Here is a 21,458-nt window from a genome sequence, read left to right as displayed (position 1 = left end):
TCCATATGAATGGAAAGTCAAGCAATAAAAATGTTGCTAGTTTCCCTAGAGGAATTAATGTTCTGCGATTGAGCTTATTGATTATAAGAATAGGCTTTCTGGATTTAACTGGATGGATAGGTTATCCTGTTGTGGAGGAGGGTGATTAACCATGGAGCTTCATTTAGAAGGAAGAACCGCGCTTGTCACCGGTTCGACGGAAGGAATCGGCAGAGCGATCGCCGAGGCCTTGTCCAAGGAAGGCGTATCTGTACTGATCAACGGACGCAATGCGGATAAGGTGTCTAAAGTTGTACAAGAATTAAAGGAATTGTATCCTTATGCAAATCCTCAGCCTGCCGCCGCTGATCTGGGGACGGAAAGCGGCTGTCAAGAACTGATTAATCGGGGATTTGACATTGATATCCTCGTCAACAACTTGGGGATTTTTAAGCCGGCGGAGTATTTCGAAATCCCGGACGAAGAGTGGTTTAAATTTTTCGAGGTGAATATTATGAGCGGAGTCCGGCTGACGCGGCACTACCTTCAGCAAATGCTGCAAAAAGATGAAGGAAGAGTCATCTTTATCGCCAGCGAAGCCGCCATTATGCCTTCTCAGGAAATGGCTCATTACAGCGCAACCAAAACGATGCAGCTGTCGCTCTCCCGGAGTCTGGCCGAACTTACCACAGGTACCCGCGTTACTGTCAATACCGTTATGCCGGGTTCGACGCTTACCGAAGGGGTAGAGACGATGCTCAATACCTTATACCCGAATGAGGGTCTTAGCGTAGAGGAAGCGGAGGTCAAGTTTATTAAGGAAAATCGGCCGACTTCCATTATCCAACGCCTGATCAGACCCGAAGAAATCGCTAATTTCGTCACCTTTTTGAGCAGTCCCTTGTCCTCGGCAATCAACGGCGCGGCATTGCGGATTGACGGAGGTTTGGTGAGAAGCGTCTTTTAATCCTATTGGAACTCTAACTCGCAGAAAGGATGAAGGCAATAATGGAATTTGTACAAGTTTCCGATACCGGACTTAAGGCCTCCCGAATTGGTCTGGGTACTTGGGCTATCGGCGGCTGGATGTGGGGCGGAAGCGATGATGCGGAGTCGATTCGTACGATTCACGCCGCATTGGACCGCGGAATTAATCTGATCGATACGGCGCCCGTGTACGGTTTTGGCCATTCTGAGGAAGTTGTTGGACAAGCGGTTCAGTCCTATGGGAAGCGGGATCAAATCGTGATCGCGACAAAAGCGGCGCTGGAGTGGGTCGACGGCAGCGTTCACCGCAACGCAACGAGACAGCGCATCCTGAAGGAAGTCGAAGATTCTCTTCAACGTTTGAAGACCGACTATATTGACATTTATCAAATTCATTGGCCGGACCCGCTGGTTCCTGTAGAAGAAACGGCGGAAACGATGCGGCAGTTGTTGGAGCAGGGGAAAATACGTGCCATTGGTGTCAGCAATTTCTCCACAGAACAAATGGATGCTTTCCGAAAAATCGCGCCGCTGCATACGGACCAGCCTCCGTATAATTTGTTTGAGCGCGAGATTGAACAGGACGTGCTGCCTTATTGCGCGGAGCATCAAATCACTACGCTGCTGTATGGAAGCTTGTGCCGCGGCTTGTTAAGCGGACGCATGAAGGCGGATGCGGAATTTACAGGCGATGATCTGCGGAAGGTAGATCCGAAGTTTCAAGCCCCTCGTTTCGGGCAGTATCTCGATGCCGTGCAGAAGCTTGATCAGTTTGCTCAGGAAAATTACGGGAAACGTGTCATTCATCTGGCTGTCCGCTGGATTCTGGCTCAACCCGGCGCAGGCGTAGCGCTCTGGGGCGCGCGTAAACCGGAGCAATTGGCCCCGGTCGATGAAGTGATGGGCTGGTCGCTGGATCAGCAGGCTCTGGAAGAAATCGATCGGATTGTTGCGGAAACGGTAAAGGAGCCGGTCGGCCCGGAATTTATGGCGCCTCCCAGCCGGTCCAAGTAAGGATCAGGAAACTCCTCTTTTTGAGAGGAGGGTTATGTTGCGCTTTAAGGCGCATCACTGGACACGGCAGCATCGAAACGATGCTGCTGTGTTTTTTCATACGGACAGGGTTCTCGTAGTTGCCAAAGTGGATAAACGGCAGATACGCTTGTTTTATTCAACAAGTTCTTGTGTAATCAAGCTCTGATGAGGCTAAATGGGATTATGCATAACGTTAAGGGCAGTTTTTTATGCGCGTGACCAAAAACAAAAACTTTAGATTGATTATTAAAATGAAATGATATTAAAATACACATCAACAGTCACATTATATTACATGCTTTAGATTGAACTCAATTAATAATAGTAAAGAACGAGGTGGAGCGGTCATGTCAGAGAATCAGAAGAAAGAGCTGGAAGAAATGGAGCTTCCCCGCGATTGTACATTTTCGCCCGAGGATTGGCGTGTGCTGTCCCAATATTGGTATCCGGTTGCCATTGCCGATGAAGTGAAGGATAAACCGGTAGCCGTGAAGCTATTGGATGTGAAGCTTGTTGTTTACCGCAGCAACGGGAAGGCGGTTATCGCCCGTGACCTCTGTTTTCACCGGGGAGCGCCTTTAAGCATGGGTTGGGTAGAGAACGGGGAAATCGTCTGTCCGTACCACGGCTTCCGATATAACTGCGAGGGCAAATGTACGGCCGTTCCGGCACATCCAACCGCCAAAATTTCGCCCAAATTGAAACTCAACGTCTATCCTGCGGTCGAGCGCTACGGCTTGATTTGGACCTGTTTGTCGTCGGCGCCGGAGCAAATCCCGTCCTTCCCGGCATGGGAAGATCCCGATTACCTGAATATCCTTCCTCCCAGCTTTGATATTGCAGGCTCCGCCGGACGGCAGATGGAAGGATTTCTGGATGTGTCCCATTTTGCCTATGTGCATACCGCAACCTTCGGCGACCGCAACAACACGGAAGTCCCTCAATACAAGGTGAAGCGCGAGGGGAACGAGCTGGTGGCCGAGTATTGGAGTACGGTCAGCAATTACGGTAAAGGCCAGGAAAATCCCGCACCCGAGGGCTTTCAGTGGCTTCGCGAATTCCGCGTATTCCCGCCGTTTGCCGCTTCCCTTACCGTATATTTCCCGAACGAGGGAAGGCTGCGGATTTTAAACTGCGCCTCGCCGGTATCGGCCCGCTATACCCGTTTGTTCTGCCCGATCTCAAGAAACTTTGACAAGAACGCTCCGGTTGAGGATGCGATCAAGTTTAACCTGCAGGTCTTCCAGGAAGACCGGGCGATGGTGGAGGCGCAGACACCGGAGGATCTGCCGCTCGATTTGCAGGCCGAAGCTCATATTCCGGCAGACCGCACATCAATTTCTTACCGGCAGCTCCTTAGCGAGCTCGGGCTCGGCAGACCTTACACATCATAGGCCTTTGCAGGCAATGAATTTAACGAATGAATACGGACGCTTGGTCATAAGGGGAATAGCCTCCGGCCGGGCGTCTGTTCTTTTATGGGATCGATCTTGTTGAAAATCGAAAGTTCATGTTAAGTAAAATTACGCAAGTATGTGAAATACGATGAAAAATCCTTGTAAATTCCTTTCTCTATTAAAATAATATAAATTAAGTCACATCCTTATGGGAAATTCTGCTTTTATAATATGAGTTATCTATCAATAGAGGAGTGGGATTTCATGAGTAAATACGTATTGGTTAAAAAGGATTCTTGCATCGCCTGCGGAAGCTGCGGTTCCTCGGCTCCGGAAATTTTCGATTTCGACGATGACGGTCTGGCTGAAGTAATCTACGAGGGCGATAACAACAAGGGCGTAACGCTCATCCCGAGCGATCTGCTGGAAGAACTGGGCGATGCGGTTGACAGCTGTCCGACGAGCTGTATCAAAACGGCTAAAGCTCCGTTTGCATAAACTCCTTGCAGACATCATTCCTTGCACCAAATCCTCCTTGGGTTGCTTGTTCCGCTTGAAGCGGACAACCCGGGGAGGATTTTTTATATGCGATTCTCCCGGGTTCAACCCTTCCGCGTTTCAAGCAGTCTTAAACGAGAGCATGCAGCCGCGGCCGAGCCTCCTTTATGAAAGCCTTTTATTTTCCCCATGGAAACGATTTACGTTAGTAATATGTAATTAAAACTGACATTAATGCTGACAATCTTATTAATCCGATCTAAGTTCGTCCATGGTCGATTGACCTTGTTCTTTTTTTGGAAGTATGATGATACAAAATTAAACATAATATGCAGACAAGTTAGTAAAGATGACGAAATATGTAAGAAAAAACTTATAAGGAGGGAGAAGCGACCATGTCAGAATCGGCTTTGTTGAAGCATCCTTGTTATAGTGAAGAGGCGCATCACCATTTCGCGCGCATTCATGTAGCGGTAGCGCCTAAATGCAATATTCGCTGCAATTACTGCAATCCCAAATTCGACTGTGTCAATGAGAGCCGTCCCGGCGTTGTCAGCGAGGTGCTCTCTCCGGAGGAGGCGGGCGAGCGCGTCGCCCAAGCGATGGCGCAGCTGCCCAATTTGACAGTGGTTGGGATTGCAGGCCCCGGCGACCCGTTGGCCAATCCTGAGGAAACCTTCCGTGCCTTTCGTATCGTTGCGTCGCTTGATCCCGATATTCATTTGTGCTTGAGCACAAACGGGCTGGCGCTGCCGGATCATGTGGAGGAAATCAAAGAGCTGGGCATCCGGCATGTGACAGTCACGATGAACGCCATTGATCCGGACGTCGGCGCCCTCATCTATGAAAAAGTCGCATATAACGGGCAATTATACCGTGGCCGGGAAGCGGCTGCTCTGTTGATCGAACGGCAGCTTCGGGGAATTGAAATGCTGGCTGAAGCGGGAGTGCTGTGTAAGGTGAATTCCGTGCATATTCCCGAAGTCAATGGTGAGCATCTGCGGGAGGTTACCCGTAAAGTGAAAGAACTCGGAGCTTTCAGTCATAATATTATGCCGCTGATTCTATCACCCGGCAGCTTCTTTGAGAAAAAAGGCTTTCGCGCCCCGACGAGCGAGGAGTCGTTTGAAGTGCAGCAGGCTTCCGCGAGGATTATGAAGGTTATGCGCCACTGCCGGCAATGCCGGGCCGATGCGGTGGGGATGCTGGGCGGAGACATGAGCCAGACGCCTGAAATGCTGCCGGTTGCCCGTTATTATGACAAGGCGGCCCGGGATGCGCATCAAGAGCAGATCTTGAGTAAGATGAAGCATCGCAGCGCTGAGCCGGAGGGCGACTGGAGCCAGGTTGTCCGGGTGGCTGTTGCGACCAGAGGTTCCGGCGAAGTCAACCAGCATTTCGGGCATGCCAAGGAATTTTTGGTATACGAAGTGAACGATTCGAGCGAATCCAGGCTGATTGGTGTCCGCAAGGTACAAGCCTACTGCAATGGATTGGCTGAGTGCGGCGATGACGGCAGCGGAGCGGCCCGGATCTTCTCCGAAACGGTTCAAATGCTAAAAGATTGCAAGCTGCTGCTCTGTTCCGGCATCGGTAAGGCTCCAGCCAGCAAAATGAAGGCCATCGGCATTATGCCGATAGTCTGCAAAGGGGATATCGGCGAACAGCTTGCGCAGAATGCCCGTTATATGAGCTATTTTGCCAACAGCTGCAATTAAACAATAGAGAAATGATTGCGAATGCGGGTACAATTGTACCCGCTTTTTGTACAAATATAAGCCTGAAACTGCCGCGTTTCCGAGCCGGAGATACCCGCAAAAGCGGCGCCGTCAATGAGAGGAGGATGTTTCATGCCAAAAGGAAAAAATAATCCGTTTGTGGAACCCGACTGCGAGCATAACGGCCAGGAAAAGAAAGGTTGTGTGACGCCTGGGCCCGGTGAAGTTTCACGCGGCTGTCCGTATGCCGGTTCCCTGGCAGCGCTGATGCCGATTGCAGACGCGGCACATCTCGCGCATGGGACAGCCGGCTGTCTCGAGAGCGGTTGGGGAAAATCTGGAGACCGGGCTTTCTTCGGCAATCTGTCCGGATTCGGTTTTTGCACACAGTTAAATGATCAGGATATGACGATGGGCGGAGAGCGCAAGCTGCTGCATTCCATAGGGTATATCGCCGAGAGCTATAAGCCCCCTGCGATATTCGTATACGCCACGTGCATAACGGTGCTGGCGATGGAGGATCTGGACTCCGTCTGCGAAGAGGCGGAGGAAATCTGGGGAATACCGGTCATACCGGTTCATAGCCCGGGCTTCAGCGGAAGCAGCGCCAATATGGGCAGGAGGTTAGCCGGCGAAGCGTTAATGGACAGAGTTATCGGCAAAGGAATGTTGAAGCGGGAGAAGGCCGCGGAGTTCAATATCAATCTGATCGGGGAGTGTGGCGGCGCGGAGGAAGCGGAGATTATCGAAGCGCTGCTTGCCAAGGCGGGAATCCGTGTCCTGTCCAAAATAACGGGTCAAAGCGGTTATGAAGAAGTGAGCTGCGCCCATCTGGCTAATGTCAATATGGTGGTGTGCAGCCGATCAATGATTACCTTGGCCCGAAAAATGAAGGATAAGTACAACATCCCCTATTTTGAGGGCTCTTTTTACGGCGAGCGGGAAATCCGGTTCACCATGCGGCAGATCGCATTTCACTTTGGGGATGCCGATCTCGACAAGCGGCTGCACCGCTATATGCGCAAGGAAGAAGAGCGTCTGCGTTCGGAGCTGGCCCCCATCCGTAGAGCGCTCAAGGGGAAGACGGCTGTCTTATATACGGACGGGATGGAAAGCTGGACGTATCTCACGATGCTGCAGGAGCTCGGATTTAAAATTGCTGCAATCGGAACGAACCGGAATGCTCAGGAGGATATGTCCCGGATCAGGGAAAGGGTGAATGAGGGGACTGCCATAATCAATGACTGTGACGACGGGCAAATTCTGCGCTGCTTCCGCGAGCGTAAGGCCGATCTGATGATTGTCAGCGGGCGTAACGAATTTGTGCCTCTCAAAGAGAGAATTCCGTTTCTCAGCATCGCCGGGCATCGCCGGATTTCCTACGCCGGATACGCGGGGGTTCGCCATTTTGCACGGGATTTGCTGGGGACACTGGAACAGCCGGTATGGAAAATGAGCGGCAAGTGCGCGCCTTGGGAGGGGTGAGCCATGCGCTGGCCTCGGGAGAATGCAAGCAAGCCGTTGTCTGTCAATCCGTTTCGGGTTAGTCAGGCTGTCGGGGGCGTGATGGCCCTTCAGGGTTTTTTTCGTTCATTGCCCATCATTTATGGAGCACATGGCTGTGTGGATGCGGTGGGGGAGCTGCTGTCGCGTCATTACCGGGAACCGGTAGCGCTGCAAAACGTCACGGTGCAGGACTCGAATTTGATATTTGGCGGAAGCGAAAGTGCCCAGGATGCGCTGGAGCTCGCGATTTCCAGCTTTCAGCCCGAATTGATCGTTCTGATCGGCACTTCGCTAACTGAGATGGTAGGCGAGGATCTGGAGAATGACGTGAAGCGTTTTGTTGAAAAATGCGGTCAATCAGCCAGGGGAAGCTTGATCCTGTCGCTGTATATGCCGGACTACGAAGGCTCGCTGGAAACGGGGTTTGCCCGCATGACGGAACGGATTGTGGAGGCAGTGACCGAACGAACGGGAGGGACCGCCCGAAAGAAACGCCGCAATCGCATCAATCTGCTTGCCGGGCCGCACCTGACGCCGGGAGATGTCATGGAGCTTAAAGAAATCATTTCTTCCTTCGGACTTGAAGTCATCACTCTGCCGGATTTGTCATCGTCTCTTTGCGGACATCTGCTTATTGGAAGCAGCAAGCTGTCGAGAGGCGGTGTGCCGCTTGATTATTTGGACAAGATGATGACGTCAAGCATTACAATTGCAGTCGGAGGCTGTATGGAAGGGGCTGCCCGTTCAATCGAACGGTCGTCCGGGATTCCTTATCGCGTGTTCCCAAGTCTCATCGGCCTTCAGGCATCGGATGATTTCTTCGATTTTTTGCGGAAGCAGAGCCGGACCGAGGTGCAGGTGAAATACCGCTGGCAGCGCCAGATCCTGCTTGACGCCATGCTTGATGCGCAGGCGGCCTACAGGGGCAAGCGGATCATAGCCGCATTGGAGCCGGATCATCTGCTGGGGCTGTCTGAATGGCTTGGCGAAATCGGGGTGGAATCGTTTCAAGCCGTGGCTCCGTGCGCTTCTCCGGTGCTGGAATCCATCAAGGGAGGCGCGCTGATCGGAGATTTGGAGGACTTGGAACGGCTTGCCGCCGGAGGAGCAGATCTGTGGATCGGCAGCTCGTACGGAGAACAGGGGGCTCTGCGCAGCGGCATTGCATTCGAGCCGATGGGCTTTCCCGTTTTGGGCAGACTGGGAACTCCCCTGAAGATAAGTGTCGGTTATCGGGGAACCACGGAATTGCTGGGCCGGATCGGCAATGCGCTTTTGGACGCGGAAAGGAGTGTGCGCAAATGAAGATCGCATTCGCTTCGGGGGACGGGAAGCGCATTGATGCGCATTTTGGACAATGCCGCTATTTTTCAATATTCGAATTGAACGGGGATAAGTACCGGTGGCTGGAATCGCGAACCATCCGTGTTGAAAGCGACTCGGATGAGCATGAGAACCGGGTGGCCCGCCGGGCAGAAGCGATCGGGGACTGTACGCTGCTATTCGTAAGCAGTATCGGGAACGACGCCGTCCGGCGACTGAGAAAAGAGGGGATTATGATATTGAGGGCGGAGCCGGAATCGGAAGTCATTCCCCAGATGGAAGGGCTTCTGAAACTGTTGAGGGAGCGCCCTCCGCTGTGGCTGCTCAAAGCGGTGCGACGGGCGGGTGAAAGATCCGGCTAACGGATTGACTGCGCGGTTGAGAGTCTATAATAAGCCTTGCCTGGTGATCTGCAATCCTTGGAGACTTGCAGAACCTTGGCGGGCTTTTTCTTTTTTGCACGAGAAATGGAGGGAGAGGGAGGCGAATAAGGGGCGGTTGAAGCAGCAGGAGGTTTTTGTGAAAGCGTTATGAAAACATAAGAATAAGCAGTTATTGATATTTATGTAATATAAACTTACATAAATCTTGAATATCCTGTTTTTGGAGAAGGGAATTATGCCGAAATGATTGATGGTTTGTCGTCTGGCAGGCTAACATGGTCTTAAGGCGCACGAAAAATAACAACAAGAGTTAGAATAATTAACACAATGATTGGAGGTCGGGGGAAGGGATTTGCAATCCGTAAGCTTGTTTGCACCCAGGCACAGCATACGAGATGGAAACGGCAAGGTTGTTGGATAGGATGGGGTTCTTGATTAAAAAGAAAAGATCCGAAAAATGAGAGGAGCTATTTCAAATGACAAGAAAAATCGCGATTTATGGTAAAGGCGGAATCGGTAAATCCACAACTCAACAAAACACGGCTGCGGCAATGGCCTATTATCATGACAAAAAAATCTTCATTCATGGCTGTGACCCGAAAGCCGACTCCACCCGGATGATTCTGGGCGGCATGAACCAAAAGACGCTGATGGATATGCTTCGCGATGACGGCGCGGAAAACATCACCACCGAGAAGGTTGTAAAATCCGGCTACCTGGATATCCAATGTGTTGAGTCCGGCGGTCCGGAACCAGGCGTAGGCTGCGCAGGCCGCGGCGTTATCACCGCCATCGACCTGATGGAAGCCAACGGAGCTTACACAGACGACCTTGACTTCGTATTCTTCGACGTACTGGGCGACGTTGTGTGCGGCGGTTTCGCCATGCCGATCCGTGACGGTAAAGCTCAGGAAGTATATATCGTAGCATCCGGTGAAATGATGGCCATCTACGCGGCCAACAATATCTGTAAAGGCCTTGTGAAATATGCCAAACAAAGCGGCGTGCGTCTTGGCGGCATCATCTGCAACAGCCGTAACGTTGATAAAGAAAGAGAATTCCTGGAAGAATTCACTGCCGCTATCGGAACTCAAATGATTCACTTCATGCCTCGTAATAACATCGTACAAAAGGCCGAATTTAACAAAAAGACGGTTGTCGAATTCGATGCGGAACATGAACAAGCTCATGAGTATGGCGAACTGGCACGCAAAATCATTGAAAATGAAATGTTCGTTATTCCTAAGCCGCTGAGCATGGACCAACTGGAAGCCATGGTTTCCAAATACGGTATTGTCGACTAAAAAAGGAGGGACGAAGCTATGCCACATCATCGGTTTGAATGCAGTGAGTGCATCCCTGAAAGAGAAAAGCATGCCGTTGTCAAAGGCCCGGGCGAGGACTTGACGGACGCCCTTCCTCTTGGATATCTGAATACGATTCCGGGAACGATTTCCGAACGCGGCTGCGCCTACTGCGGAGCCAAGCACGTAATCGGTACACCAATGAAGGACGTTATTCACATCAGCCACGGACCGGTTGGTTGTACCTACGACACCTGGCAGACGAAGCGTTATATCAGTGATAACGATAACTTCCAGCTGAAGAACACGTTCGCAACAGACGTTAAGGAAAAGCACATCGTATTCGGTGCGGAAAAGCTGCTGAAACAAAATATCATTGAAGCGTTCAAAGCATTCCCGGACATCAAGCGTATGACCATCTATCAAACTTGCGCCACCGCCCTGATCGGCGACGACATCGGCGCCGTTGCGGATGAAGTCATGGAAGAAATGCCCGATGTGGATATCTTCGTATGTAACTCCCCGGGGTTTGCGGGACCCAGCCAATCCGGCGGTCACCACAAAATCAACATTGCTTGGGTCAAAAATAAGGTTGGAACGGTCGAGCCGGAAATTACAAGCGACTATGTGATCAACTATGTCGGCGAGTACAACATCCAGGGCGACCAGGAAGTGATGCAGGATTATTTCAAGAGAATGGGCATTCAAGTTCTCTCCACCTTTACCGGCAACGGTTCCTATGACGATCTGAGAGCGATGCACAAGGCTCACCTGAACGTTCTGGAATGCGCGCGTTCCGCCGAATATATCTGTAACGAGCTGCGCGTGAAATATAACATTCCGCGTCTTGACATCGACGGTTTCGGCTTTGAGCCGCTGTCCTCTTCCCTGCGCAAGATCGGGATCTTCTTCGGCATCGAAGACCGCGCCCAAGCGATCATCGATGAAGAAACCGCCAGATGGAAGCCTGAACTGGATTGGTATAAAGAACGTCTGAAAGGCAAGAAAGTATGCCTGTGGCCGGGCGGCTCCAAGCTGTGGCACTGGGCGAACGTTATCCATGAAGAAATGGGCGTAGAGGTCGTATCCGTATATACAAAGTTCGGCCACCAAGGAGACATGGAGAAGGGGATTGCCCGCTGTGAGGAAGGTGCGCTGGCGATTGACGACCCGAACGAATTGGAAGGTCTGGAAGCCATGGAAAAACTGAAACCGGATGTTATTTTTACAGGTAAACGTCCGGGCGAGGTTGCCAAGAAAGTCCGTGTGCCTTACCTGAATGCGCATGCTTACCACAATGGACCTTATAAAGGCTACGAAGGCTGGGTTCGCTTCGCACGCGACATCTACAATGCTATTTATTCGCCGATTCACCAGCTGTCGGGCCTGGATATCAGCAAGGATGAAATTCCTACGGATGCAGGCTTCCGCACACAACGAATGGCGTCCGACGCAGGCCTGAGCGAAGATGTGAAGAACTCCGAAACACTCAGACAATATACCGGCGGATTTGACTCCGTGTCCAAGCTGCGGAACAAGACTTATCCGTACCTTGAGCAGCGGACCGTCAGCGTAGAAGCTTAAGGAGGAATGGATCGCAATGGAAGAGAACGTGCTGAAAGAACGGGTCGCCCAGCTGGAAGACCATATTTTGAAAAAATGCCTTTGGCAGTTCCACTCCCGCGCCTGGGACCGGGAAAGACAGAATGAGAACATTCTGGGCAAAACCATGCAAATTCTGTGTGGCGAGCCGATTGCGAAAGAAACGGCCGAAGACAGATGCTACTATGCCGACGCCGTGTGTCTGGCGGATGCTTATAAAGAGCGGTTTGATTGGATCAATACACTGAACGTGGCCGAAATCAAAGAGGTTATGGCCGCGCTGAAAGAACGGATTGACTACGTGACCATTATAGGGTCGCTGAACGAAGAGTTGACCGTTAAACAATACTAACCCCGAGAGGAGCAATACGGATGTCTTGTGATTTGAAACCCAAAGATCGCGCCGGTGTGATCAATCCGATTTTCACATGCCAACCAGCCGGCGCGCAGTTTGCCAGCATCGGCATCAAAGACTGTATCGGAATCGTCCATGGAGGACAAGGCTGCGTCATGTTCGTCCGCCTGTGGTTCTCCCAGCATTTCAAGGATAATTTCCTCATGGCTTCCTCTTCGGTGCACGAAGATGGCGCGGTATTCGGCGCACTTGACCGTGTGGAAACGGCGGTTGACGTATTGTTGATGCGTTACACTGATGTGAAGGTTGTGCCGATTATCACGACATGCTCGACCGAAGTTATCGGCGATGATGTTGACGGCGCGATCCGCAAGCTCAACGCCGGACTTCTGAAAGAGAAGTATGCGGACCGCGAAGTGCATCTGGTTGCCATTCATACACCAAGCTTTGTGGGCAGCCATGTAACAGGCTACGATGTGGCGCTGGATGCTTTCGTCCAATATTTTGCCAAGAAAGGCGAGCCGAACGGCAAGCTGAACCTGATCACCGGCTGGGTTAACCCGGGTGATGTAACCGTGCTGAAAGGTCTGCTGTCCGCTATGGATATCGACGCCACCGTATTGTTTGAAATCGAAGAATTCGATTCGCCGCTGATGCCGGACAAAAGCGGAGAGTCCCACGGCACCACGACCATCGAGGATCTGCAAGGAACGGCCAACGCAATTGGTACCATAGCGCTTAACCGCTATGAAGGCGGAAAAGCTGCTAAATATTTGGAAAATGAATTCGATATCAAGGCAATCGTCGGACCGACTCCGATTGGTATCCGGAACACCGATACGTTCTTGCAAAATCTGAAGAACATGACGGGCAAACCGATTCCGCAATCACTCGTGAAAGAACGCGGTATCGCGATCGACGCGATCACCGACGTCACGCACATGTTCCTGGCTGATAAGAGAGTTGCCATTTACGGACACCCGGATCTTGTTATCGGACTTGCCGAATATTGTCTAGACCTCGAAATGAAGCCTGTTCTTCTGCTGCTGGGCGACGATCACGGGGGCTACAAAACTGATCCCCGGATCAAAGCACTTCAAGAAAATGTAGAGTTTGATATGGAAATCATTATGAACGCTGACCTGATGGACCTTGAAAGCCGCCTGAAGAACGGTCTGGAGCTGGATCTGATTCTGGGCCATTCCAAAGGCCGGTTCATCTCCATCGATTACAACGTGCCGATGGTTCGCGTCGGATTCCCGACTTACGACCGTGCCGGACTGTACCGTCATCCCGTTGTCGGCTATAAAGGCGCCATCTGGCTTGCCGAAGAAATGGCGAACACGCTGTTCACCGACATGGAATACAAGAAGAACAAAGAATGGCTGCTGAACGTCTGGTAAGGATCATGCAGTCAGACGAATAATCTGCTCTGATCAGGATTTCATGAATCTGCCGGACCCGAGGCTTGCGGGGTTCGGCAGTATTTTCAATATAAGGGGGAGATCCGGCATGTCTTTGACGGTTAACGAGTATGATCTGGAGACATTTGAAGAGAAGTACCGGGACGCCCTTGCCTATCACTGGCGCGCAGAACAATTTCAACGAGCGAATCAGCGGTACAGTCTCGTATTCAACGTCGCCTGTGTTGCGCTGGAGAGCTACCTGGTAGCCATGTGTTATCTTTACGACTCTCCGCCCTTAAATCATAACTATATATGTCTTATGAACGCTTTGGAAACCGAGGTGGATTTTCCGAAGGAACTGAACAAGGAGATCCGGTCGCTGGATTTCATTTTCGGCATTTGTTCGCTTGACGATTATTTTCACGGCACACCCGAACCGGAGGATGCGGATAGGGTTCTAAATATGTGCGCCTCGGTACGCGAGCTGTTTGATCAAGAGAGGATTGCGGAGGTCCGAGCGGCTTTTGGCGAAGGTGCGGCCGGGAAGACCGATTCGCCCGCTGCGGGTTGAATTCCGCTCTCTATAAGCCATTTGGATGGAAAGAATGAGGAGGGAGAACGTGCGGCTTCATTATCTGCAGCATATCGAGCTTGAACACCCGGGCAGTATTCTTGAATGGGCTACTGCGAATGGCCATAAGGTCACACATACCAGGTTTTATAATGGTGAGCCGCTTCCGGCGCTTGTGAGCTTCGACTGGCTGGTTATTATGGGTGGTCCCATGAACATTTATGAGGAGGACAGCTACCCTTGGCTGGCGCAGGAGAAGGAATTGATCCGGGACGCGATTGCCGCGGGCAAAACCGTGCTGGGGCTGTGCCTCGGCGCCCAACTGATTGCCGACGTGATTGGCGGCAAAGTTACGAAGAACGGCCAGCCGGAGATCGGCTGGATTCCGATCCGGTGGAGCGACGAGGCGCTAAGCAACCCTCTGTTCTCGTTCTTTCCCCGCGATTCGGTGGTGTTCGAGTGGCATTACGACACGTTCAGCGTTCTTCCGCCGGGGGCGGAGGTTCTGGCCGGGAGCGAGGCGTGCAGCCATCAGGCTTTTGTATACAAAGAGCATGTGTTCGGATTCCAGTTCCATCTGGAGAATACGCCTCAGCTTCTGCAGGGCTATATTGATGAAGGCGGAGGCGAGATGATTCCCGCCGCTTATGTGCAATCGCCGGAAAAGGTGCTGAGTCACCCGGAATTTCTTGCGCAGAACAACGAATGGATGGCTGAATTTCTTACAAGACTGGCGGACACAGAGCGTGCGGCTCAAGAAAGGAAGTATATAATCGGATGATGGAACACGTAAGCTACAAGGCAAGAGACTGTCGCGACCCGGAAAAAATTGAACAATTTCTGTCCGAGTCCCGGGTGGGCATTGTCGGCATCGCGGGCGATGAGTATCCCTATGCCGTTCCCGTCAATTATGTCTGGTATGAGGGGGCGGTCTATTTTCATGGCATGGGTTCGGGTAAAAAGCTGCGCCTTCTCGCAGATAATCCGTCCGTCACCTTCACAGTATACCGCGAGAACGGAACGATCTCCGATTCCGTTCCCTGCAAGGCGGACACCTCTTATATGAGTGTGATGCTATTTGGAAAAGCGGAGAAAGTAACGGATATCAACGAGGCGACCGGAGTGCTGCAGAAGATTCTCGACAAATTCACCCCCGGTTTCTATAAGCAGGGGATTTCCGGGAAAATGGTTGAAGGATACCGCTCGGCGATGGACGGCAACGCAGTGGCTGTCGTGCGGATAACCCCTGTGCATATTACGGGAAAAGAGAACGATGCGGTTCCTGACTTTCCGGCGGGTCAAGGTCATGGTCATCCGCCGGTCACGGGGACATGATGGCCAAGCTCATTGATTATACGGTTGACGAAGCGTTCCGGCGGTCCGTGGATCTCGAGGAAATCAGCAGGCTGGCGGAGATATTGCAGCGTTACGACCTTGCTGTATTTGATGTGTATATCAGGCATATCTATTCTTACCGAAGAGTGATTGCGGACAGGAAGCTTATAGACCGGATTCGTGTCCGGGTTCGGCCCGATACTGCCGATTTATCCCTTGCCCGTTCGATGGGATTTTCCAAGGTGGCGATTCTGTGGTCCAATACGCTTGACCGAATGTCTTTGTTCAAGCTGGAGGGAGCTCTTGTGACCGCGCAGGAGTTCGCGCAGGAGATCTATTTATATGTGGAGGATTTGGCGCCAGCCCACACCGGCCGCTTTGATGCTTATTGGCCGCTGGTGGAACGCTATGGAATCGAACGGCTCGTTTATTGCGACAGCAAAAGCAGGCTTGATCCCTTGACCGCACGAAGCTATCTGACCGAACTTGTCGGGCGGGCTACTTGTCCTATAGAGTTCTGCGCTACCAACAGGCTCGGTTTGGCGACTGCCAACACTCTTGCAGCTCTGAAAGCGGGCATGGATTATATCGGAGTCTCCGTATCGGGAGTAGGTTCCAAGGGCAAGGCAGCAATGGAGGAAGTGCTGATGGCCGTTAGGGTGCTTTGGGAGAGGACTCAGGGGCCTTTCACCGGGTCGTTGGCTGCCGACTGTGAAGCCGTTCTATCGGCCATGAACATTCCCGTCCCGCCCAGCAAGGCGGTAATCGGGAGCGGGGTTGTCGCGCATGAATCCGGCATCAAGTCTTCAGAGGAGGCGGTGCTTCTGTTGGAGAGGGCACGTAGGCTGGCAGAATACCGGGAGCTGTCGGCAAATGATATCGAGCTGATGGAGTTGTACACCCGGAGGAATGACTCTGAGTAGGGCATGCGTGCAGCTTCATCCGGGACCGGTTGGAAGACCGGACTCATGCATACATAATTTTGGAAGCCAGAAGAGGAGGGAAGCAGTATGCCATCGGGCGTTCAATTCGAGCTGGTGGATACCACACTTCGGGACGGCGACCGGGCGGGTGCCGCCTTTTCGCTCGAAGAGAAACTGCGTATCGCAACAGCGCTAAACCGTGCCGGAATCCGCTGGATTGAGGTCGGCGTTCCGGCTTTGCGGGAACGGGAAGGCGAAACGCTGAGACAATTGATGAGCCTTTCCCCCGGCTCCGCGCTTATTGCGTGGAGCCGGGCGGAACCGGAGGAAATCGGGAGCGCGATCTCCTGCGGTTTCTCCCATATTCATATCTCCCTGCCGGTTTCCGATGTGTATATCGGGCAGAAACTGCGGAGAAGCAGGGAATGGGTGCTGAGGCGGCTGTTTCAGGCGCTGGAATATGCCCAAAGCAGGGGCTGCACCGTCTTCGTCGGAGCGGATGATGCTTCCCGGGCAGACCCCGATTTTCTGCTGCATTATGCCGAGATGGCTGCAAGCTTCGGGGCGGCTCGTCTTCGCTATGCCGACACTACGGGGTGCCTGGACCCTTTTGAAACGTACCGCCACATTCGGTATTTGACGGATCGCTGTGCTCTGCCGGTTGAATTTCAAGGTCATAATGATTACGGACTGGCTGCGGCGAATACGCTGTCAGCCTTTCATGGCGGCGCGGCATTTGCCAGTGTGACCGTTTCGGGGATCGGCGAAAGAGCGGGCAATGCTTCCATTGAAGAAGTTGCGTCATCCATGGCCTATTTGTACAAGCTTGGAACAGGGGTCAGAATGGATGCCCTGTCCGAATTGAATCAGCTTGTTTCTGCGGCCGGCGGCAGGCCGGGACATCATTACCGGTCGGTATTCACGGCGATTAACGGCTAACGCGGATTGTTTGGATGCGTCCTCCGGCGAAATCGACGCCAAGCTGGAAATTGAAGGCGAGCATATGATGGGCAATGGTATGGGTATAGGCATGTATAAGCCAACCAAAATGCACTTTCCGGATGTTTACTGATACCCTTAAGGGTAGATGTATGTTTCGGGAAGTGCTTTTTTTGAAGAAAATTTTAACGCTTTCATTGACAACCTGTATATACAGGTTTAATATAGGGGCATAAACAACCTGTATATACAGGTTGCCTAAGAGGACCAGCGCAATTAGCTGAAATGTTTTACGAAAACGCTACAATAAATTGTTATAGGAAATTGGAAATTCAGTGGGAGGGGATCATGCTGTGAGTGCAGGAACCAAACAGGAGTGGTGGCGCCGCTCTACCGTTTATCAGGTATACCCGAAGAGCTTTAAGGATACGACAGGCAGCGGACAGGGTGATATCCGGGGGCTGCTGGAGAAGCTGGATTATTTAAAGGATCTTGGCATCGATATTATTTGGCTGCAGCCGGTATATGTTTCGCCGCAAAATGATAACGGTTACGATGTAGCCGATTATTGCGAGATCGATCCGCAGTTCGGCACGATGGCCGATTTCGACGAGCTCGCGGCCGAAGCCCGGCGCAGAGGGATGCGTCTGATGCTCGACATCGTTGTCAACCATTCCTCGACGGAGCACAGATGGTTTCAAGAAGCCAAGAAATCCAAAGATAATCCGTACCGCGATTATTATATCTGGAGAGATCCGAAGCCGGACGGAAGCCCCCCTAACAACTGGCAGTCCAAATTCGGCGGATCCGCCTGGCAGTATGATGAAGGGACGGGACAGTATTTTCTTACGCTGTTCGACAAGACGCAGGCCGATTTCAATTGGGAAAATCCGAAGGTGAGGGAAGAAGTCTACGATTTGATGAGCTTCTGGGCGAACAAGGGTGTAAGCGGCTTCCGGATGGACGTCATCAACCTGATCTCCAAGGACCAGCGCTTCCCGGACGATGATGGCAGCGTTCCTCCCGGAGACGGAAGGAAGTTCTACACGGACGGCCCAAGGGTCCACGAATACCTTAAGGAAATGAACCGGAGAGTGTTCGGTCCCGATACCGTAACGGTTGGCGAAATGTCCTCAACGACGATGGAGCACTGTATCCGCTACTCCAATCCGGAGGAACGGGAGTTCTCGATGACCTTCAACTTCCATCACCTGAAGGTCGATTATCCGGGTGGACGGAAATGGGAGCTAATGCCATACGATTTCGAGCAGCTGAAAGCGCTGTTGTCGGATTGGCAGGTCGGCATGCAGCAAGGGGGCGGTTGGAATGCTCTGTTCCTAAACAACCACGATCAGCCGCGGGCATTGTCAAGGTTCGCCGATGACGGCAAATACCGGACGGAAAGCGCCAAGATGCTGGCGACGACGCTTCACGGTCTTCAAGGAACGCCTTACGTGTTCCAGGGAGAAGAAATCGGGATGCCGAATCCGCACTGGAACGACATCGGTGAATTGCGAGACATTGAGTCCCGGAACATGTACGTTATTTTGCAGGAGCTGGGAAAGACCCCGGAAGAGGCGCTGGATATTATCCGCGAACGGTCGCGTGACAATTCACGCACGCCGATGCAGTGGGATGACAGTCCCGAGGCGGGCTTTACAACCGGAACGCCGTGGATTAAGGTGGATGAGCGTTACCGCGAGATTAATGTCAAGAACCAGCTCAGCGATCCGGATTCCGTATACAGCCATTATAAGAAGCTGATTGCGCTTCGCAAGGAAGTCGACGTCCTGACCGACGGGCAGTACGAGCGTCTGGACGAAGGGCATCCGCAGGTATTCGCTTATGCTAGGATCAGCGACAAGGAGACCTTGGCGGTTGTTTCCAACTTCAGCGGCAAAGACGCGGTTTTTGAATTCCCGGAAGCCTTTGCAGCGAAGCTTGAGGGAGGCGGAACGCCGCAGCTGCTGGCCGGCAACACGAATGAGGCGCCAGAGCTGAAAGCACGGATGGAGCTGAGCCCTTACGCCTCCTATATGTGGATTATCCGATAAATCCGTTTAAGTTATAGTTCAGAAGGGAGCGAGAACGAATGGCCATTGATAGAGCAAACGTAGAGAAGATCATCAAGGCTGTCGGCGGTGCGGACAACATCGAAGCCGCTACGCATTGTGTCACGAGGTTGAGATTTTCCCTGGCGGACGAGAAGAAGGTCGATCATAAGCTGCTGGAGCAAAATGACTTGGTGAAGGGACATTTCTCTTCCCAGGGACAGTTCCAGGTTGTCATCGGACCCGGTCTTGTGGACAAGGTCTATGATGAAATGATCGCCATTACCGGGGGGCAGCGTTCCTCCAAGGATGAGGTCAAGAAGGCGGCGGCCAAAAAACAAAACCCGTTGCAGCAGGCGATCAAGACGCTGGCGGATATCTTTATTCCGATCCTGCCGGCCATCGTGACCGCGGGTCTGCTGCTCGGCATCAATAATATTCTAACGGGCCCCGGCATCTTCTTCGAAGGACGGTCCCTGGTGCAAGAGTACCCGGCATGGACGGACTTCGCCGGCATTATCAACCTCATCGCCAATACCGCATTCACCTTCCTGCCCGCGCTTATCGGCTGGTCTGCGGCGACCCGCTTCGGCGGCAGTCCGCTGCTTGGTATCGTACTCGGCCTGATTCTCGTCCATCCGGATCTGCTGAATGCTTGGGCCTACGCCCAGGCTGCGCAGGAAGGCAAGATTCCGCATTGGAATCTGTTCGGCTGGCAGTTTGAAAAAATCGGTTACCAGGGACAGGTGCTCCCGGTTCTTGTATCGGCCTACCTTCTTGCCCGGGTCGAGAGATTCCTGAACAAGAAGGTGCATGACTCTATCAAGCTGCTCGTTGTCGCTCCGGTGGCCCTGCTCGTAACGGGCTTCCTGGCCTTTACAATCATCGGACCGGTCACTTTTGCAATTGGAAACGCGATCACGAACGGATTGGTGCATGTGTTCAATACGCTGCCGGCTCTTGGCGGCATTCTGTACGGCGGAATTTACGCGCTGCTCGTCGTAACCGGCATGCATCATACATTTCTGGCCGTTGACGTGCAGCTTATCGGCAGCAAGGGAGGAACCTTCCTGTGGCCGATGCTGGCGCTCTCCAATATCGCTCAAGGCTCGGCGGCGCTCGCTATGCTGCTGGTATTCCGTGAGCAGAAATCGAAAGGCCTTGCCGTTACTTCCTCCGTCTCCGCATTTCTCGGAGTAACCGAGCCGGCCATATTCGGGGTTAATATCCGCTATAAATATCCGTTCATCTTCGGGATGATCGGCTCCGCGATCGGCGGACTGGTGCTGACGATCAATCACGTTCTGGCATCGTCGATCGGCGTCGGCGGCATCCCCGGCTTCCTGTCCATTTATCCGAACCAGTGGGGCGTCTTCTTCGTCGGCATGGCCATCGTCCTTGTCGTTCCGTTCCTGCTGACGGCGGTTTATGGCAAAGTAGCCTCCCGAAAGGCGGGTCCGGCCGATACGAACAACGAATCCGCGCCGGTTCAAGCATCCTCGGGGACTGCAGCAACGAACGAGACGGCCGCCACAGCAGCCGTTTCTGAAGCGGCTCCGGTTGTCCCTGCAGGAAAAGCCGTTAACGTGCTGGACATTCAAGCCCCGCTTGCCGGGGTAGTCGTTCCGCTGGAGAACGTGCCCGATCCGGCCTTCGCTGAGCGGCAGATGGGCCAGGGCATTGCTATCGATCCTTCGGATGGAAAGGTTGTCGCTCCGTTCGACGCCAAGGTGGTGCATATTATCAAGAGCAAGCACGCCATCATTCTGGAGCATGCCACCGGCGTCCAGGTGCTGATTCATATCGGCATCAACACGGTGTCGCTGAAGGGAGCACCTTTCACGCTGCATGTCGGCATCGGCGATGAAGTGAAGGCTGGCCAGCTGCTGATCGAGTTCGACAGAGAGGCCATTCTTCAGGCAAGACTGCCGGTTATTACACCGATCATTATTCCAGACGGGCAGCCTATTGTTGGGCGGATAACCGAAGAGCCTGCGGGAGCGAAGGTTGCCGGCCGGGATATCGTGCTGAAGATCCAATTGTCTCCCCAAGGAATCTAATAACCGAACCGGAGTTGGTATAAAAACAAAAGAAGCACAGTCCAGGGGGCTGTGCTTCTTCTCATCTTCGGGTTATGCTATAGACA

The 21,458-nt window shown here is 52.6% G+C and carries 19 protein-coding genes; all 19 read left to right on the top strand.

Annotated elements, in window-relative coordinates:
* Positions 1-151: 151 nt before the first annotated feature.
* On the top strand, positions 152-946 hold the full coding sequence (locus G5B47_RS14000; protein ID WP_165099056.1) for an SDR family NAD(P)-dependent oxidoreductase: 795 nt from the start codon (positions 152-154) through the stop codon (positions 944-946).
* A 41-nt stretch (positions 947-987) separates the two neighbouring features.
* Positions 988-1,980: an aldo/keto reductase gene (locus G5B47_RS13995; protein WP_165099054.1), complete on the top strand. Its 993-nt coding sequence runs from the start codon at positions 988-990 to the stop codon at positions 1,978-1,980.
* Positions 1,981-2,348: 368 nt separating this feature from the next.
* The gene (locus tag G5B47_RS13990) at positions 2,349-3,395 is read left to right on the top strand and encodes an aromatic ring-hydroxylating oxygenase subunit alpha (RefSeq protein ID WP_165099052.1); all 1,047 of its coding nucleotides are present in this window, start codon (positions 2,349-2,351) and stop codon (positions 3,393-3,395) included.
* A 267-nt stretch (positions 3,396-3,662) separates the two neighbouring features.
* Entirely contained in the window at positions 3,663-3,896 is a 234-nt protein-coding gene (locus tag G5B47_RS13985) for a ferredoxin (RefSeq protein WP_025334499.1), read from the top strand.
* A gap of 395 nt (positions 3,897-4,291) precedes the next feature.
* The gene (gene nifB, locus G5B47_RS13980; RefSeq protein WP_165099050.1) at positions 4,292-5,614 is read left to right on the top strand and encodes a nitrogenase cofactor biosynthesis protein NifB; all 1,323 of its coding nucleotides are present in this window, start codon (positions 4,292-4,294) and stop codon (positions 5,612-5,614) included.
* A gap of 132 nt (positions 5,615-5,746) precedes the next feature.
* Complete coding sequence (locus G5B47_RS13975) at positions 5,747-7,099, top strand: nitrogenase component 1 (RefSeq protein WP_165099048.1); 1,353 nt, start codon at positions 5,747-5,749, stop codon at positions 7,097-7,099.
* A 3-nt stretch (positions 7,100-7,102) separates the two neighbouring features.
* Positions 7,103-8,425, top strand: a complete 1,323-nt coding sequence (gene nifN, locus G5B47_RS13970; protein ID WP_165099046.1) for a nitrogenase iron-molybdenum cofactor biosynthesis protein NifN — start codon at positions 7,103-7,105, stop codon at positions 8,423-8,425.
* Complete coding sequence (locus G5B47_RS13965) at positions 8,422-8,805, top strand: NifB/NifX family molybdenum-iron cluster-binding protein (RefSeq protein WP_165099043.1); 384 nt, start codon at positions 8,422-8,424, stop codon at positions 8,803-8,805. Before nifN ends, G5B47_RS13965 begins: the two co-directional genes overlap by 4 nt.
* Positions 8,806-9,302: 497 nt before the next feature.
* Complete coding sequence (gene nifH / locus G5B47_RS13960; protein WP_165099040.1) at positions 9,303-10,130, top strand: nitrogenase iron protein; 828 nt, start codon at positions 9,303-9,305, stop codon at positions 10,128-10,130.
* An 18-nt stretch (positions 10,131-10,148) separates the two neighbouring features.
* The gene (anfD, locus tag G5B47_RS13955; protein ID WP_165099037.1) at positions 10,149-11,714 is read left to right on the top strand and encodes a nitrogenase iron-iron protein, alpha chain; all 1,566 of its coding nucleotides are present in this window, start codon (positions 10,149-10,151) and stop codon (positions 11,712-11,714) included.
* A gap of 16 nt (positions 11,715-11,730) precedes the next feature.
* Positions 11,731-12,084, top strand: a complete 354-nt coding sequence (gene anfG / locus G5B47_RS13950) for a Fe-only nitrogenase subunit delta (RefSeq protein ID WP_165099036.1) — start codon at positions 11,731-11,733, stop codon at positions 12,082-12,084.
* 32 nt (positions 12,085-12,116) lie between these two features.
* Positions 12,117-13,490, top strand: a complete 1,374-nt coding sequence (gene anfK, locus G5B47_RS13945) for a Fe-only nitrogenase subunit beta (RefSeq protein WP_235957174.1) — start codon at positions 12,117-12,119, stop codon at positions 13,488-13,490.
* A 109-nt stretch (positions 13,491-13,599) separates the two neighbouring features.
* A complete protein-coding gene (locus tag G5B47_RS13940; protein ID WP_235957173.1) occupies positions 13,600-14,064 on the top strand; it encodes a hypothetical protein in 465 nt (154 codons plus the stop codon).
* Between the two features lie 49 nt (positions 14,065-14,113).
* Positions 14,114-14,845, top strand: coding sequence for a type 1 glutamine amidotransferase (locus G5B47_RS13935; protein ID WP_165099032.1), 732 nt, complete (start codon positions 14,114-14,116; stop codon positions 14,843-14,845).
* Positions 14,842-15,399 carry a pyridoxamine 5'-phosphate oxidase family protein gene (locus G5B47_RS13930; RefSeq protein WP_235957172.1) on the top strand — a complete coding sequence of 186 codons (558 nt, stop codon included), beginning with the start codon at positions 14,842-14,844 and terminating at the stop codon, positions 15,397-15,399. Before G5B47_RS13935 ends, G5B47_RS13930 begins: the two co-directional genes overlap by 4 nt.
* Entirely contained in the window at positions 15,399-16,322 is a 924-nt protein-coding gene (locus G5B47_RS13925) for a hypothetical protein (RefSeq protein ID WP_165099030.1), read from the top strand. The genes G5B47_RS13930 and G5B47_RS13925 overlap by 1 nt, the downstream gene beginning before the upstream one ends.
* Before the next feature lie 87 nt (positions 16,323-16,409).
* The gene (locus G5B47_RS13920; protein WP_165099028.1) at positions 16,410-17,261 is read left to right on the top strand and encodes a beta/alpha barrel domain-containing protein; all 852 of its coding nucleotides are present in this window, start codon (positions 16,410-16,412) and stop codon (positions 17,259-17,261) included.
* A 353-nt stretch (positions 17,262-17,614) separates the two neighbouring features.
* The gene (gene treC, locus G5B47_RS13915) at positions 17,615-19,315 is read left to right on the top strand and encodes an alpha,alpha-phosphotrehalase (protein WP_165099026.1); all 1,701 of its coding nucleotides are present in this window, start codon (positions 17,615-17,617) and stop codon (positions 19,313-19,315) included.
* A 38-nt stretch (positions 19,316-19,353) separates the two neighbouring features.
* On the top strand, positions 19,354-21,372 hold the full coding sequence (gene treP / locus G5B47_RS13910) for a PTS system trehalose-specific EIIBC component (protein ID WP_165099024.1): 2,019 nt from the start codon (positions 19,354-19,356) through the stop codon (positions 21,370-21,372).
* Positions 21,373-21,458 lie beyond the last annotated feature (86 nt).

Source organism: Paenibacillus apii (assembly GCF_011043685.1).
Lineage (GTDB): Bacteria > Bacillota > Bacilli > Paenibacillales > Paenibacillaceae > Paenibacillus_AQ > Paenibacillus_AQ sabinae.
Note: the sequence above shows the minus strand (reverse complement) of the source record. Positions and strands in the feature narration are given on the sequence as shown.

Excerpts from the sequence above, each read along its gene's own strand:
- G5B47_RS14000 (WP_165099056.1), top strand. The coding sequence starts at position 152 with ATGGAGCTTCATTTAGAAGGAAGAACCGCGCTTGTCACCGGTTCGACG.
- G5B47_RS13995 (WP_165099054.1), top strand. The coding sequence starts at position 988 with ATGGAATTTGTACAAGTTTCCGATACCGGACTTAAGGCCTCCCGAATT.
- G5B47_RS13990 (WP_165099052.1), top strand. The coding sequence starts at position 2,349 with ATGTCAGAGAATCAGAAGAAAGAGCTGGAAGAAATGGAGCTTCCCCGC.
- G5B47_RS13985 (WP_025334499.1), top strand. The coding sequence starts at position 3,663 with ATGAGTAAATACGTATTGGTTAAAAAGGATTCTTGCATCGCCTGCGGA.
- nifB (WP_165099050.1), top strand. The coding sequence starts at position 4,292 with ATGTCAGAATCGGCTTTGTTGAAGCATCCTTGTTATAGTGAAGAGGCG.
- G5B47_RS13975 (WP_165099048.1), top strand. The coding sequence starts at position 5,747 with ATGCCAAAAGGAAAAAATAATCCGTTTGTGGAACCCGACTGCGAGCAT.
- nifN (WP_165099046.1), top strand. The coding sequence starts at position 7,103 with ATGCGCTGGCCTCGGGAGAATGCAAGCAAGCCGTTGTCTGTCAATCCG.
- G5B47_RS13965 (WP_165099043.1), top strand. The coding sequence starts at position 8,422 with ATGAAGATCGCATTCGCTTCGGGGGACGGGAAGCGCATTGATGCGCAT.
- nifH (WP_165099040.1), top strand. The coding sequence starts at position 9,303 with ATGACAAGAAAAATCGCGATTTATGGTAAAGGCGGAATCGGTAAATCC.
- anfD (WP_165099037.1), top strand. The coding sequence starts at position 10,149 with ATGCCACATCATCGGTTTGAATGCAGTGAGTGCATCCCTGAAAGAGAA.
- anfG (WP_165099036.1), top strand. The coding sequence starts at position 11,731 with ATGGAAGAGAACGTGCTGAAAGAACGGGTCGCCCAGCTGGAAGACCAT.
- G5B47_RS13940 (WP_235957173.1), top strand. The coding sequence starts at position 13,600 with ATGTCTTTGACGGTTAACGAGTATGATCTGGAGACATTTGAAGAGAAG.
- G5B47_RS13930 (WP_235957172.1), top strand. The coding sequence starts at position 14,842 with ATGATGGAACACGTAAGCTACAAGGCAAGAGACTGTCGCGACCCGGAA.
- G5B47_RS13925 (WP_165099030.1), top strand. The coding sequence starts at position 15,399 with ATGGCCAAGCTCATTGATTATACGGTTGACGAAGCGTTCCGGCGGTCC.
- G5B47_RS13920 (WP_165099028.1), top strand. The coding sequence starts at position 16,410 with ATGCCATCGGGCGTTCAATTCGAGCTGGTGGATACCACACTTCGGGAC.
- treP (WP_165099024.1), top strand. The coding sequence starts at position 19,354 with ATGGCCATTGATAGAGCAAACGTAGAGAAGATCATCAAGGCTGTCGGC.